14 protein-coding genes are annotated in these 13,682 nt (G+C 62.4%); 1 reads left to right on the top strand and 13 read right to left on the bottom strand.

Features of this window, described 5'->3' with window-relative positions; genetic code table 11:
- Positions 1-51 precede the first annotated feature (51 nt).
- The 9 genes from Cth01_RS05725 to Cth01_RS24115 all read right to left on the bottom strand — a co-directional run bounded on the left by Cth01_RS05725 (position 52) and on the right by Cth01_RS24115 (position 9,653).
- Positions 52-993, bottom strand: a complete 942-nt coding sequence (locus tag Cth01_RS05725; protein WP_045838721.1) for a 2-hydroxyacid dehydrogenase — start codon at positions 991-993, stop codon at positions 52-54.
- A gap of 93 nt (positions 994-1,086) precedes the next feature.
- Positions 1,087-2,055 (bottom strand): PDR/VanB family oxidoreductase, encoded by a 969-nt coding sequence (locus tag Cth01_RS05730; protein ID WP_034404245.1) that lies wholly within the window; start codon positions 2,053-2,055, stop codon positions 1,087-1,089.
- 30 nt (positions 2,056-2,085) lie between these two features.
- Positions 2,086-3,165, bottom strand: coding sequence for a Rieske 2Fe-2S domain-containing protein (locus Cth01_RS05735; RefSeq protein ID WP_045838722.1), 1,080 nt, complete (start codon positions 3,163-3,165; stop codon positions 2,086-2,088).
- Positions 3,166-3,179: 14 nt separating this feature from the next.
- Positions 3,180-4,538 (bottom strand): MFS transporter, encoded by a 1,359-nt coding sequence (locus Cth01_RS05740; protein WP_034404247.1) that lies wholly within the window; start codon positions 4,536-4,538, stop codon positions 3,180-3,182.
- Positions 4,539-4,699: 161 nt separating this feature from the next.
- Positions 4,700-5,179: a MarR family winged helix-turn-helix transcriptional regulator gene (locus tag Cth01_RS05745; protein ID WP_034354480.1), complete on the bottom strand. Its 480-nt coding sequence runs from the start codon at positions 5,177-5,179 to the stop codon at positions 4,700-4,702.
- A gap of 107 nt (positions 5,180-5,286) precedes the next feature.
- Positions 5,287-6,363: a Rieske 2Fe-2S domain-containing protein gene (locus tag Cth01_RS05750; protein WP_045838723.1), complete on the bottom strand. Its 1,077-nt coding sequence runs from the start codon at positions 6,361-6,363 to the stop codon at positions 5,287-5,289.
- Between the two features lie 65 nt (positions 6,364-6,428).
- On the bottom strand, positions 6,429-7,193 hold the full coding sequence (locus tag Cth01_RS05755; protein ID WP_034391050.1) for a GntR family transcriptional regulator: 765 nt from the start codon (positions 7,191-7,193) through the stop codon (positions 6,429-6,431).
- A 181-nt stretch (positions 7,194-7,374) separates the two neighbouring features.
- Complete coding sequence (locus Cth01_RS05760) at positions 7,375-9,204, bottom strand: ABCB family ABC transporter ATP-binding protein/permease (protein WP_045838724.1); 1,830 nt, start codon at positions 9,202-9,204, stop codon at positions 7,375-7,377.
- Positions 9,162-9,653 (bottom strand): hypothetical protein, encoded by a 492-nt coding sequence (locus tag Cth01_RS24115; RefSeq protein WP_174447019.1) that lies wholly within the window; start codon positions 9,651-9,653, stop codon positions 9,162-9,164. Before Cth01_RS24115 ends, Cth01_RS05760 begins: the two co-directional genes overlap by 43 nt.
- A gap of 212 nt (positions 9,654-9,865) precedes the next feature.
- On the opposite strand from Cth01_RS24115, the gene Cth01_RS05770 reads away from it, so the two are divergent.
- Complete coding sequence (locus Cth01_RS05770) at positions 9,866-10,333, top strand: acyl-CoA thioesterase (protein ID WP_003068067.1); 468 nt, start codon at positions 9,866-9,868, stop codon at positions 10,331-10,333.
- Positions 10,334-10,400: 67 nt separating this feature from the next.
- On the opposite strand, the gene Cth01_RS05775 is transcribed toward Cth01_RS05770, so the two are convergent.
- The 4 genes from Cth01_RS05775 to Cth01_RS05790 form a co-directional block, all read right to left on the bottom strand.
- The gene (locus Cth01_RS05775) at positions 10,401-11,045 is read right to left on the bottom strand and encodes a bactofilin family protein (RefSeq protein ID WP_045838725.1); all 645 of its coding nucleotides are present in this window, start codon (positions 11,043-11,045) and stop codon (positions 10,401-10,403) included.
- Between the two features lie 241 nt (positions 11,046-11,286).
- On the bottom strand, positions 11,287-11,799 hold the full coding sequence (locus tag Cth01_RS05780; protein ID WP_045838726.1) for a thioesterase family protein: 513 nt from the start codon (positions 11,797-11,799) through the stop codon (positions 11,287-11,289).
- Positions 11,800-11,975: 176 nt separating this feature from the next.
- Positions 11,976-12,770 (bottom strand): enoyl-CoA hydratase, encoded by a 795-nt coding sequence (locus Cth01_RS05785; protein WP_045838727.1) that lies wholly within the window; start codon positions 12,768-12,770, stop codon positions 11,976-11,978.
- A 46-nt stretch (positions 12,771-12,816) separates the two neighbouring features.
- A complete protein-coding gene (locus Cth01_RS05790; protein ID WP_045838728.1) occupies positions 12,817-13,650 on the bottom strand; it encodes an acyl-CoA thioesterase in 834 nt (277 codons plus the stop codon).
- Positions 13,651-13,682 lie beyond the last annotated feature (32 nt).

Here is a 13,682-nt window from a genome sequence, read left to right on the forward strand (position 1 = left end):
GTATTGAAATACAACAACATCAAGCGCAAGAAGCTTTCAATTCAATAGCACTCAGATGGGCGAGACCAAGGGCTTGCCATCCAGATGGCAGCGCATATTGGCGATGAAGCGATCCACCGAGTTCTGCACCGCCTCGGGCGACCAGCCGCCCACATGGGGCGTCAGCACCACGGCGTCCAGATCGATGAGTTCCTGCGGCGGCAACGGCTCGCTTTCGTAGACATCCAGCCCGGCACCGGCCAGGCGACCTGCACGCACGGCGTCGGCCAGCGCCTGGGTATCGACCACCGAGCCGCGCGCGATATTCACCAGCACGCCTTTTTCGCCCAGTGCATCGAGCACCTCGGCATTGATCAGATGGCGCGTGCCCGCGCCGCCCGGCGTGGCCACCAGCAGCACATCGGCCCAGGCAGCCAGCGCCAGCAGATCGTCGAAGTACTGGTGCTCGACTCCCTCGCGGGGCTTGCGGTTGTGATAGCCAACGGACATATCGAACGCGGCCGCGCGCCTGGCGATCTTGGCGCCGATCTGGCCCAGCCCCACGATGCCCAGGCGCTTGCCCGAGACATTGGCCGGCAGCGGCAGGGCCGAGCGCCAGATGCCGGCACGCGTGGCCTTGTCCAGCTTGACGATGCCGCGCACTGCGGCGATCAGCAGACCCATGGCGTGGTCGGCCACGCAGTCGTCATTGGTCCCCACGCCGTTGCCGACGGCAATCCCGTGCGCCTTGGCATAGGCCACGTCGATGTTCTCGTAACCCGCGCCCATGGCGCAGACCAGAGAAAGCCCGGGCATGCGCTGCATCTGCGCTGCCGACAGGCCCGTCGCGCCAATCGTGCACACGCATTGCACGCGAGCACCGTGGGCGGCGATTGCGGCCTCGGCCTGATCGGCCTCGGGCGCATAGATCACATCAAAGTCGGCAAAGGTCTGCTCCATCTGCTGCAGATGGGCGGGGACCTGGAGATTCAGAACTAGCAGGGCAGGCTTCATGGCGGGAACGCGGCGCTTTCATGGAAAACGCCTATTTTGAGCAGGCTGCGCCAGCCCTGCCCGCGCATGGTCAAAGCCTGCCCGATCCGCTTCTCACAGATCCAGCACCAGACGGCCGGACCTGGCACGCGAGCAGCAAGGCAGGAACTGGTCATTGGCCGCCTGCTCGTCTTCGGTCAGATACATATCGCGGTGATCGGGCTGACCCGAGATGACGCGTGTCAGGCAGGTGCCGCAGACGCCCTGCTCGCACGAGGTCTGGACGCAGACGCCGATGGACTCCAGCGCCTGCACCACGGTCTGCGCCGGCGTGACGCGCACCACCTGCCCGCTGCTGGCGACTTCCACCTCGAAGCTTTCGTCGTCGGCGCGGTGCTCCACTTCGGCGGCAAAGAACTCGTAGTGCAGCTGCTCGGCAGGCCAGCCCGACTCTCGCGCCGTGTCGAGCACGGCGTCCATGAAGCCCTTGGGCCCACACACATACAGATGCTGCCCCTGCTCTCTTTGCTGCAGCAATTCGCTCAATCCCAGCGAAGACTTTCCATTCACGTCATCCACATGGATCTGCGCCTTGTCAGCCCATTGCGCAGTCTCGATGGTCTGGGCAAACGCCATGCGCTCGCGCGAGCGGCCGCAGTAGTGCAGTGCGAAATCCGCACCGTCGCTCGCCAGCTTGCGCGCCATCGCCAGAATCGGCGTGATGCCTATGCCGCCTGCCAGCAGCAAATGCTTGCGGGCCGGCGCATGCAGCTCGAAATGGTTGCGCGGCAGGCTGATGGTGATCTGCTGGCCGGCCTGCAGCTGTTCGTGCACGGCCGCCGAGCCACCGCGCGAAGCGGGCTCGCGCAGCACGGCAATCACATAGCGATCCAGCTCGGCGGGATCGTTGCTCAGCGAATACTGGCGCACCAGCCCGCCAGGCAGGTGCACATCGATGTGCGAGCCGGCGCTGAACGGCGCCAGGCTGGCGCCTTCCAGAGCTCGCAATTCCAGGCTGCAGATACCGGCAGCCTGCTCCTGCTTGTGCGCAATGCGCACCTCGAACGTGGTTTCAGTCTTCATCTCGGGTACTTCTCTTTTGCTTGTGCGCCGCTAGGCCACCGCCTGCGAGGCTTGCGCGCCGGCCTGGCGCAACCGCTCAATCACGCGCCGCGCACGGTTGGGCCCCACATCCACGTGGATATCCACCACGGCGCGTGAACCAAACCGCTGCTGGTTGCGGAACTGGGCTTCGATGACCACCTTGTCTTCTTCGAAAGTGGCCGCCGTCTGATCGATCACCAGCTGTGTCGTGTCCTGCATCTGCGGATGCGGATTGGTCGCAATCGTCCAGAAGTAATGCGCGCTGGTCTCCGTCTCCGGCGTCACGCCGTGAAAGCCGCGCATATGGAATCCTTCGCGCTCCGGGTTGTCCAGCCTGTCCTGGCCCGCATCCATGGCACCGGTCCAGATACGCACATGCGAGGGGTGGAATTCCACCTCCTGCCAGCGGTCGATGCGGCCCTGAAAAGGCCAGGCCTGTGCATAAGTAGGTGGAGGGTCCGAATCCGGCATCCAGCGCACCACCTTCACGCTGTCCCCGTCCTGGCTGACCTTGAGATCCGCGTTCATATGCACGCGGGCGTTGCCGCCTATGGTCTTGAGGTGCACATAGCCCAGATGGCTCAGGTCCAGCAGGTTGTCGTGAATCAGCTGATACGGAGCGTCGTAGTGGTACACGCCGCCGCCAAAACGATATTGCGGGTCGCTGTGCACGGCATAGGCCGGCGGCTCCGTTCCCGGCACGGAATCCGGCGTCGCGCCCATCCAGATCCAGAGAATCTGGTCGCGCTCGCGCAGCTCGAAGGACTTCACGCAGGCCTTGGCGGGAATCCGTTCCTGGCCCGGTATTTCGAGGCACTGCCCCTCATGGCTGAAGAGCAGTCCATGGTAGCCGCAGCGCAGACCCGCAGCTTCCACCGTGCCGCAGGACAGCGGCAGCTCGCGGTGGCAGCAGCGATCCTCCAGCGCCGCGACCCGGCCATCTTCCGTGCGGAACAGGACCACCGGCTGGCCCAGCAAGGTACGCGCCACCGGCTGGTCCTTCAGCTCCCAGGCAAAGCCCGCTACATACCATTGATCCAGCGGAAAGGCCGGCAGGGCCGCGCTCATGGGTTGAGAAATCTGGTTCATCGAAGTCTCCCTGGTCAATGAGCGGCAGCCACTGTCTCGGATGCAGCGCGCCTGTCCGCAGCCTGCGGGCCTGCAATACGATGCATGGACACGATGACGGCAGCCAGGACAAACGCCAGGCCATAACCCAGGTACAGCTGATCGGGCGACCAGGCCGCATCCAGCAGGCCACCGGCCACCAGCGGCGACACAATCGCCCCGATGCGACCGATGCCTATGCCCCAGCCCACACCGGTGGCGCGCACATCGCTGCCGTAGACCACCGGCGCAATCGCATAGAGGCCAGCCACGCAGGCATTCACAAACACGCCGATCAGGAAGGCCAGCGTGTATGACATCCACAGCGCACCGGAGCTACCCACCAGAAAGCACAGCAGCACTGCCGTCACCAGCATGAAGACCGCCAGCGCACGGTGAATCGCGAAACGCGCCGCCAGCAGGCCCAGCAAGGTCGCGCCCAGAATGCCGCCCAGGCTCAGCAGCACGCCCGTGGTCACGCCCTGCTCGGGCGTCAGCCCCGAGGCCGCCAGCAGTTTGGGAGTCCAGCTCATCACGAAATAGAAACCGAACATCACCGAGAAGAAGGACAGCCAGACCAGCAAGGTGGGGCGCAGCAGCTTGGGAGACAGCAGCTGCAAAGGGCCCATGCGCTTGCCTTCACCGCTGCCTGCCGCCACGGCCTGAGGCAGGGAGCCCAGTGCCGGCAGGCCCATCTTGCGGATCAGTCCATTGAGACGCTGCAGCGCATTGGCGGGTCGCTTGACCAGCAGAAAGTCCAGGGACTCGGGCAAGGCAAACCAGGCCAGAACCAGCACCGCCAGCGTGGAGCAACCGCCGAACATGAAGACGGAACGCCAGCCATGGTGGGCCAGCAGCCAGACCGCGATACTGCCACCAATGGTCGCGCCCAGCGCATAACCAGTCGATTGCAGCGTGACCGCCAGACTGCGCCAGCGCAGCGAGGCATATTCGCTGGCAATCACGTTGCTGCAGGCCAGAATGCCGCCCACGCCCAGACCCGTGATCACGCGCAGCACGGCAAGCTGCGTCGGCGTCTGGCTCCAGGCCGAAGCCAGCATGCCCAGCCCGGAAACGGCCAGGCACAGCAGGATCAGGGGACGGCGCCCCAGCTTGTCGGCCATCGGCGCCAGCAGCAGCGAACCGGCGGCCATGCCGAAAAGCCCGGCACTGAGCAAAAAGCCCAGTTCCGATCCGCTGAGCTTCCAGTGCGCCGATACCGCGGAAGCCGTGAAGGCCATCACCAGCACGTCAAAGCCATCGATCATGTTCAGGGCCATGCATACCGCGATGACCGACCATTGGAAGGTCGTCATGGGCCGCTGGTCCAGATGCGCGCGCAAATCCTGTTCCATCGTTGTCTCCTTGTTTTTTATCATTCATTCAGCATACTGAATCACATTCAGTTTACTGAATGAAATCTTGATCCAGCACAAGTGAATTCCCTAGTCGTGCCGGTTCACAGCCGGCGCTGGCCGGCGTGATCGTGATGAAGCCGCCGCGTCAGGGCGAGCTGCTAGCCGTTGATCGCCGCTTGCTCGCCGGTTTCAGTGCTGTCGTGCAACTGCACGAACTTGCGCAGCAGACGCTTGAACTCCGTCTGCTCCTCGGGCTCCAGCGCCGAGAGCATGCGCTGCTGCAGCTCGTAGACATTGGGCACAAACGCGGCCAGCATGGCTTCGCCCTCGGTGGTCAGACTCAAACGGCGTTGACGCCTTGGCAGCAGCTCCCGATGAATCCAGCCCTTGCTTTCCAGACGCGCAGCGATATCGGCCGTAGTCGAGTTGTCCAGCGCGACAAGACGCGCCAGCGTCACCTGGTCGATGCCGGGAGACTCCTGCAGCATGCGCAGGATGGCGTACTGAACCGGCGTCACATCGGGGCCCAGCACTTCTCGAAACAGCAGCGCAGCAATCTGCTGGGCTCGTCGAATCAGGTGACCTGGCTGGTCGTAGAGATCCAGGGAAAGCGGGTTGGGTGTGGTGGGCGATTCCATGCAGCAGCGTAGCAAGGGCAGCGTTGCCTATGGGCATCGCTGACTCCGATTCGAGGAGCTGCAAGATTACTCCATCTACAGACATGATCTGCCCCGCCTGCGGCCGTTCAAGCCAGCGCCACAATGTCCGACTCGCTTTTCTCTTCGTCGATCAGGCGCTCGATGATCTTGCGCGACTGCACGCCGCCGGCATCGATATTGAGCTTGAGCAGCTGACGCTGCGGATAGTCCTCAAGATTGCGCTGCTGCAGCTCCAGCATCTCCAGGTCTTCGCTGAAGATTTTGTGCTGGCCCTGCTTGATAGCTGCCGTCACCGATGCATCGCCGGGATTGAACTTGCGCGCCATGCCCCAGAAGTACCACATGCTGCCGTCGGTCTCCGGAGTGATGAAGTCCACCACCATGCTGTAGACCTTGTGCTCGTCAGCGGCGTCATAGCCGCCCTTGCCGGCATGCGCCACACCGACCTCGATCAGCACATGGCTGGGAGGAGTGAAGCGGCAGACCTGCCAGCGGTCCACAGGCACGTCATCGGCCAGACCATTGCTGCGCAATGCCATCTTCCAGAACGGAGGTGCCTCGATGTTCTCCATGAAGCGGCTGGTGACCACCTCGCTGTCGCCCATGACCTCGGTCTTGCAGGGCGTCTCGTCGATCTCGGCCTGGCCGATGCTGCTGGCATGCACATAGGTCTCATGGGTCAGGTCCATGAGGTTGTCTATCATCAGTCGATAGTCGGCCTTGATGTGGAACAGCCCGCCGTCATAGGCCCACTCGGGGTTGTCATGCCATTGCAGATCCGGGATCAGCGCTGCATCGGCTGCATCCCTGTCGCCCGGCCAGACCCAGACAAAGCCGTAACGCTCTTCCACCGGATAGCTTTTGATGGCAGGAAAGCCACGCACGCGCTGGCCGGGCATGGCAACCGTCTTGCCGTCGCAGCCCATCTCCAGCCCGTGATAGCCGCAGACCAGCTTGCCTTCGCAGACGCGGCCCAGCGACAGCGGTGCGCCGCGATGCGGGCAGAAGTCCTCGACGGCGGCCATCTTGCCTTCCAGGGCGCGGTAGAAAACCATGCGCTCACCACAGATCTGGCGCCCCAGCGGCTTGTCCGTGACTTCGGCCGCCGTGGCAGCAACATACCAGGTGTTGCGAGGATAGGTGGGCTGTGCTTGCTTGCTCATCGTGGGTGTCTCCTTGTATTTATCGGTCGGGGTCGGGCGCAGCCTGCTGCGCTACGGGCCGGCCATTAGCGGCTGGCGCGAATCAGTTGCGCACCGGGAACGCGCGTGGTCTCGGGCGAGCGCATGGCTTCGCGCAGGTTGCGCCGCGCAATGCGCGAGTGCTCTTTCATCAGCGCCTCGGCACGCGCGCCTTCGCGGTGCTCGATCGCGTCTATCACTTCGCGGTGCTGCTCCTGCGCGAGGATCAGGCTGCGAAGCGCGCGCGGCGACTCGGAGTCGGCCACCACAAAGCCCGAGGGGGACGCGAACGGCAGGCGCTTGACCCGGTCCAGCTCGCGCTGCATGAAGCTGCTTCCCGACATCTCCAGCAGGATGTCGTGAAATTCGGAGTTCAAGGCCACATAGGCGGAAAACGCTTCGTCGCCCCAGTTCTGGGCATCCAGCACACGGTCGATGGCATCCAGGCAGCGCGCGGCTCTCGCCAGCAGGGCTTCATCCACCCCGCGCTCTGCCGCCATGCGCGCCGCCAGACCTTCCAGCGTGCCGCGCAGCTCGATGGCGTCCGAGACATCTGCTTCGGACAGCACGCGCACCTTGTAGCCGCGCCCGCCGGACGTGGCCTCCAGCATGCCCTCCTGCTCAAGTCGCATCAGCGCTGCGCGTATGGGAGTGCGGGAGATGCCCAGACGCTCGGCCAGCACCAGCTCGGAGATGCGCTCTCCGGCCGCCATCTCGCCGGCAAGAATCATTTCGCGCAGCTGCAGCTGCGCCTTCACGACCTGGGAATGGTTTTCTTCCGCTGCAGCAGCGGGGGCAATGGAGGGTGGCATGTCTCGCGGGTATTTAGTTTTTGGTAGATGGAAGAAATGTATACATAAAAATCAAAAAACAGCTATTTAATTGGAAAATAAAGGGTAAACACCTAGCAACATGTATACATACAAGCAATGCAGGCGAGAAAAAAGCCACCCTGAGGTGGCCTGTGAGAAGTCTGGCTAAAAGTGGTCGAACTCAGGCGGGGATCTCCGATGACTCCTGCTGATTGAGCTGCATATTCCACATGCTGGAGTAGCGCCCGCCGGCGGCCAGCAGCTCCTCGTGCGTGCCGCGCTCGATGATGCGGCCGCTGTCCATGACCAGGATTTCATGCGCTTCGACCACGGTGGACAGGCGGTGGGCAATGACCAACGATGTCTTGCCCTGCGCCGCGCTGCGCAGCTCGTTCTGGATGGCGCGCTCGTTGGCGCTGTCCAGTGCCGAAGTCGCTTCGTCAAAGATCAGGATCGGCGGGTTCTTGAGCAGGGTGCGCGCAATCGCCACACGTTGCTTTTCACCGCCCGAGAGCTTGAGGCCGCGCTCACCCACCCGCGTGGCATAGCCCTGGGGCGTGCGCTCGATGAAGTCATGGATGCGCGCAGCCTTGGCCGCTGCAACCACCTGCTCCTGCGTGGCGCCCGGTTGCCCATAGGCGATGTTGTAGGCCACTGTGTCGTTGAACAGCACCGTGTCCTGCGGAACAATGCCCACGCAGTGACGTACGCTGCTCTGGGTCACCGTGCGTATGTCCTGCCCGGCAATGCGCACATGGCCGCCCTGCACGTCGTAGAAACGAAACAGCAGACGCGCCAGCGTGCTCTTGCCCGAACCCGAGGGACCGACCACGGCCACGGTCTTGCCCGCAGGAATGGTGAAGCTCACGTCATGCAATATGGGCCGCGCGCTATCGTAGGCGAACTGCACGTTTTCAAAGCGCACTTCAGGCGGCGGATTGTCGATCTGCAAGGGCTGGGCACCGGGCGCATCGGACACTTCGCGCTCCTTGTCCATGAGGGTGAACATGCGGTTCAGGTCGGTCAGGCTCTGCTTGATCTCGCGGTAGATCACGCCCAGAAAGTTCAGCGGGATATAGAGCTGAATCATGAAGGCATTGATCATGACCAGATCGCCCAGCGTCAGCCTGCCGTCGACCACGCCTTGCGTGGCACGCCACAGAATGGCCACCAGCGCCGCACCGATGATGAGTTGCTGGCCGCAGTTGAGCATGGACAGCGTGGTCTGGCTCTTGAGCCGCACGCGGCGCAGGTTTTCGAGGTTCTCGTCGTAGCGCGCTGACTCGAACTGTTCGTTGTTGAAGTACTTGACGGTCTCGTAATTGAGCAAGGAATCGATGGCCTTGGTATGGGCCGCCGACTCCTGGGCATTGGCCTCTTTTCTGAAGCGGGTGCGCCACTCCGTCACGGTGACCGTAAAGCCGATATAGAACACCAGCGCTGCCAGCGTGATGACGGCAAACCAGATGTCGAAACGCACGGCCAGAATGCCCAGCACCAGCGCCATTTCAATCAGCGTGGGCAGGATGGAGTAGAGCGAATACGAGATCAGCGACTCGGTGCTGCGCACGCCGCGCTCGATGTCCCGCGTCATGCCTCCGGTCTGGCGCTCCAGATGAAAACGCAGGCTCAGTGCATGCAGATGCTCGAAGGTCGACAGCGCAATAGAGCGCGATGCCCCTTGCGTGGCCTTGGAAAAGACCAGATCGCGCAGCTCGGTGAACATGGTGGAGGAAAAGCGCAGCAGTCCGTAAGCCGCCAGCAGACCCACGGGGACCACCAGCACGGCCTGGGCCTGGCCGGGCTTGATATCCAGCGCATCGACCAGATGCTTGAGCAAGATGGGCACGCCCACATTGGCCAGCTTGGCGCAGATCATGAACGCCAGCGCCGCCAGCGCATGCCATTTGTAGCGCCAGATATAGGGAAAGAGGCGACGCAGCGTGGCGCCGTCTGACTGGTTTGCCGCTACTGCGGCTTCTTCTGGGGTTGCAGGTAACTGTGAACGCATTGTGGGGCTGTGTCGCCCTGCAGGCAGTCGGAGCCGCGGTAGAGGGCGTCTATTTCTATGACGGGAATCTGGGTACCCACGAATTCTGCCTGTCCCGTCACTTTTGCGCTCACCCAGACCAGGGTGAAGGGCTGCAGCAACTGTCTGTCATACGGGCCAGCACCGCAGGCCTTGAAGAAGCTTGCCTCGCGCGGCCAGGACAGAAAGCCCTGTTCACTGAACTCGGCATGCATCAGAACCATGCAATCGCGCTGCTCGCCGACCGCCTCTATGCTGCGCAGCCCGCCAGCCCAGCAGACACGCGCATTCAGCGCACCGGCCTGCAAGGCCTGCCTGGGATTCATTGCAGTGAAAGGCCCGGCCAGCGCTGCCGCGCCGGTCAAGGGTTCCGGATGGCAAGAGGACTGCACGGCCTGCACAGGCTGCTTGAGCGACGTTGCCGATATCACATCGTCTCTGCCCGATATTGGGGCTTTTACCGGATGGCTGCTGCAGGCCGCCAGCACGACACTCAGGCATCCACAGATCCACCACAAACACCGTCCCATAGTTACCCCCTACTTACTTGCCCGAACCGTCGTTAGTGGCTTTCTCTCGCCAACATGGTAGAAACCCGATGTTGAGGGACAATTCAATCTTTCCATTCGTGTCACAGATTTCCATGCCTCCCCGTTCGCCCGACCTTCCCAGCGTTGCCCTGCCCGCCGACAAGGAACTGGTCCTCAAAGTCGTGCCCATGCCTGCCGATGTCAATGCCAATGGCGACATCTTCGGTGGCTGGGTCATGGCGCAGGTGGACCTGGCCGGCTCGGTGCTGCCTCAGCGCATCAGCCACACCCGCATGGTGACCGTGGCCGTCAACGAGTTCATCTTCAAGCAGCCCGTGCGCGTGGGCGACATTCTGTCCTTTTACGCGGGCGTACAGCATGTGGGTCGCACCTCGGTCGCCGTGGATGTGGAAGTCTTTGCCGAGCGCTTTTCCGACCAGGGTAAATATGTGAAGGTGACCGAGGCCCGCCTGACCTATGTGGCCATTGATGCTACCGGCAAGCCCCAGTCTCTGCCTGATACCGAGCAGACACGTGCCTGGCGCGAGAAACTCCAGGCTCAGGCGGCCGCCAAGAGCTGATCCACGCATCGAGCATGAAAAAAGCGACCTCTAGAGGTCGCTTTTTTCATGGGCTGTGCGCAGAGATTCAGGCGACTGCAGCGCTACCCGTGGTTTCACTGCTGCTGACTGCGGCCGTCGCCGTGCTGCTGCCGGCACTGCTCTTGCTCCAGGCGGAAGCAGAGGCATTGCTGGAACTGCTGGTGCCGAAACGGGTTCCCGCTTCGATCTGCCCCGTCAGCTCGCCACCCTCTTCGATCACCACCTTGCCATAGCGGATCGTTCCGCTGACCTTGCCGGAGCCATAGATCACCAGCTTTTCGCGCACCGTGAGAGTGCCGTCGAACTTGCCGTGGATTTCTGCAATATCGATCTCGGCCGTACCGTGAAACGCCCCCTGCTCGGCAATCTTGATGACGCGGGAGTTCATGGTCGCCTCAACCGTTCCTTCCACTACCAAGGTGTCGCAGTCCGTGATTTCCACGCCCTTGAGCTTGATGTTCGGGCCGACGGTCAGCTTGCTGCCACCGTTTTCCTCCGCAAGAGGCGCGGTGGGAGCTGCAGTCGAAGCCGCACGCATGGTGCTGGATGGTGCCGTGCCAAGGCCCGCGTTGCTCAGAGAGCTGGCGCCAGATGTCGCAGCAGTATTCGCTGTCGAAAGCCCGGTGACGGAACTGCGTGAAGGAAAGTTATCGTTATCGCGTTTGCCGAAGAACGGGTTTTGCACAGCCATGGCAGGAATCTCCTAGTCAGAAAGTGCCATCCTATGCAGCATAAGTAGCAACATTTACCGTCATCTCGCAATAACGGTAAGCAAAGCTTTCATAAGTTTCAGTTACTTGCATGCATTGCCTGATCTCACACAATGAAAGATTTGGCAGCATCCGGGCGAGCGTTCACTTGCCCGTCTTTGAGGCACGTTTTGCTGCCCGTCCATATTTCGCTGGCGCTTTATGCTCTTGTTTCAGAGATCGTCAAGAGACGATATAGGCCGCTGTGCCGGTAGAGAGCAGCTCGCCATCCACCGACAGAAACTCCATCTGAGTATTCGCCACCCGCGAGCCCAGGCGCAGCACTCTGGCAGTGAGCAGGAATTCCTTGCCGATGCCGGGGCGCATGTAGTCCACACGCAGATCGATTGTGCCCAGCCGGGAAAAACGATGCAGTCTTTGTGCGGGCGTATCGTCCATATGCTTGGCCGCAATGGCCGCCATCACAGCCAGCCCGCCCATGGAGTCCAGGCCGGCGCTGATCACGCCGCCATGAATGCGCTGGTAGGCCGAATGCCCGACCAGATCAGGTCGCATGGCGATATGCCCCTGCACCAGCGTGGGCGTGATCTCGCCGATCTTGAGCCCTATGGTCTGGTTGAAGGCCACGCGCGTTTCAAAGATCTCGCGCAAGCCGGAGATGAACTCAGGCTCGAACTGCACGGACTCGGCAATTTCCTGCGCTGAATGACGGGACGGTACGGACCTGGATGTCATAGGCAACCCTGAAAAGAGGTCAAAGAAAAATCGCCCGGCAAGGGGCGATTTTCAGCTCGGCACTGGTACACGCTGGCGAAGCTGGCCCGGATTCGACACATGCCGAAATCCGGATGGCGCTTTGGGTAACACCGCCACCCATCGCTGCGCTCATCTTGCTGCCGCAATGTCTGACTTCAGCACTGGCTGAAGTCGGGGTGGCGTTTTTCCATGAAGGCCGTCAGTGCTTCCTTGGCCGCGGGCTCGCGCAGCATGCGGGCGAAGACCGCACCCTCTTCCACAATACGCTCGCCCACTGCCTTGGCCTGGCCGCCCTTCATCAGGCGCTTGGTCTCGATCAGAGAGGACAGGGGCTTGCGCGCCAGCTTCCTGGCCTGGGCCTGTGCCACGGCATTGCATTCACTGGGCGGCACCACGCGGTTGATCAGGCCCACCTCCAGCGCGGCTTCTGCCATGAATGGCTCGCCCAGCAGCAGGGCTTCAGCGGCGCGGTGATAACCCAGCATCTGGGGCAAAAGCAGGCTGGATGCCGCTTCGGGGCATACGCCCAAGTTGATGAAGGGCAGCGAGAATGCGGCGTTATCGCCGGCATAGACCAGATCGCAGTGCAGCAGCAGCGTGGTGCCAATACCCACTGCCGGACCACAGACGGCAGCAATCAGAGGCTTGGGGAAGGCCGAGACTTCCTGCAGAAAACGCCACACGGGCGCATCGGCCCCCATTGCACCGGGGGTTGAGGCCTGCTTCAGGAAGTCCGCAATATCGTTGCCCGCGCTGAAGATGGCGATGTCGCCCTGAAATACCACCACGCGCACGCCTGCGTCGACCTTGGTGGCGGCCAATGCATCCGCCATCTGGGTATACATGGCCTCGGTGAAGGAGTTCTTCTTCGCCGCACGGTTGAAGGTGATGGTGCACACGCCCTCTTCGGTGTGCACCAGGATGTCCTGGCTATCCTGGGTATTGCTCATGGTCTTGCCTTGTAAATGATGTGAACAGCTCGCTGGTTTCGGCGCGCTATTCCTTGTAGTAAACAATCTGGTGGCTGGTCGCCAGCATCTGACCGGACTGGCTCCACAACTGAGCCGTCTGGTCAAAAAAGCCGTTGCGGAACTCCTGCCCTCGCGCCTGCGCCAGCAGCAATCCGTCACCTGCTTCAGCCAGCTCCTCGCGTCCGGCATGGAAGTAGACAGTGATGGACACCGTACCCGCCGGCACGCGCTTGGCGCGGCGCAACCACGCCCGTGGAAAGAACACATCGGAGACCGCAACCAGCGACGCGAAATCCAGCGGACGCGGCGGATTGTCTCTCACCCAGAGTCGCGTCAGACTGTCGCGCTCGGCACCGTCCTCATCACGCGGCAGGATGCCGTCCACAAATCGCATCTCGTAGCGGGTCAGCCACTCGGAGGCCTTGAACAACGGCGGCACGCGCTCCACCTCCGCAGCAGCCCGGACCTCGGGCATGGGCATATCGCTGACGCTCCAGGTCTGGCGACGCACCGCCGTCACGGCCGTGGCCGTGGTCACGATCTGCGGCTGGCCTTCGGCATCGGGCTGGGTGATGGTCAGCAGCCAGTGCTGGGTGGAGCGGTTGGTACGCACCGGCCTGGCCTCGATCTCGAAAGCGCCCGGCCCCACGGCTGCCGCATAGTTGACGGTGATGGACAGCGGATCGCCCAGGCACTGCGGGTGCTGCTGAATGGCCTGCACCAGGCTGGCCGCCGTGATGCCGCCATAAGGGCCGACCATATTCCAGTAATCGGGCGAAGCCGTTCCCTGGTACTGATTGGGCACGCCCGTAGCGCTCAGCGCCACGGCACGATCAAAGGGGTGGAGGTCTGTGCTCATGATTGGCAGTGTTGCCCAAGGGCGGGAATGAA

The sequence above is a fragment of the Comamonas thiooxydans genome, assembly GCF_000964545.1.
Lineage (GTDB): Bacteria > Pseudomonadota > Gammaproteobacteria > Burkholderiales > Burkholderiaceae_C > Comamonas > Comamonas thiooxydans.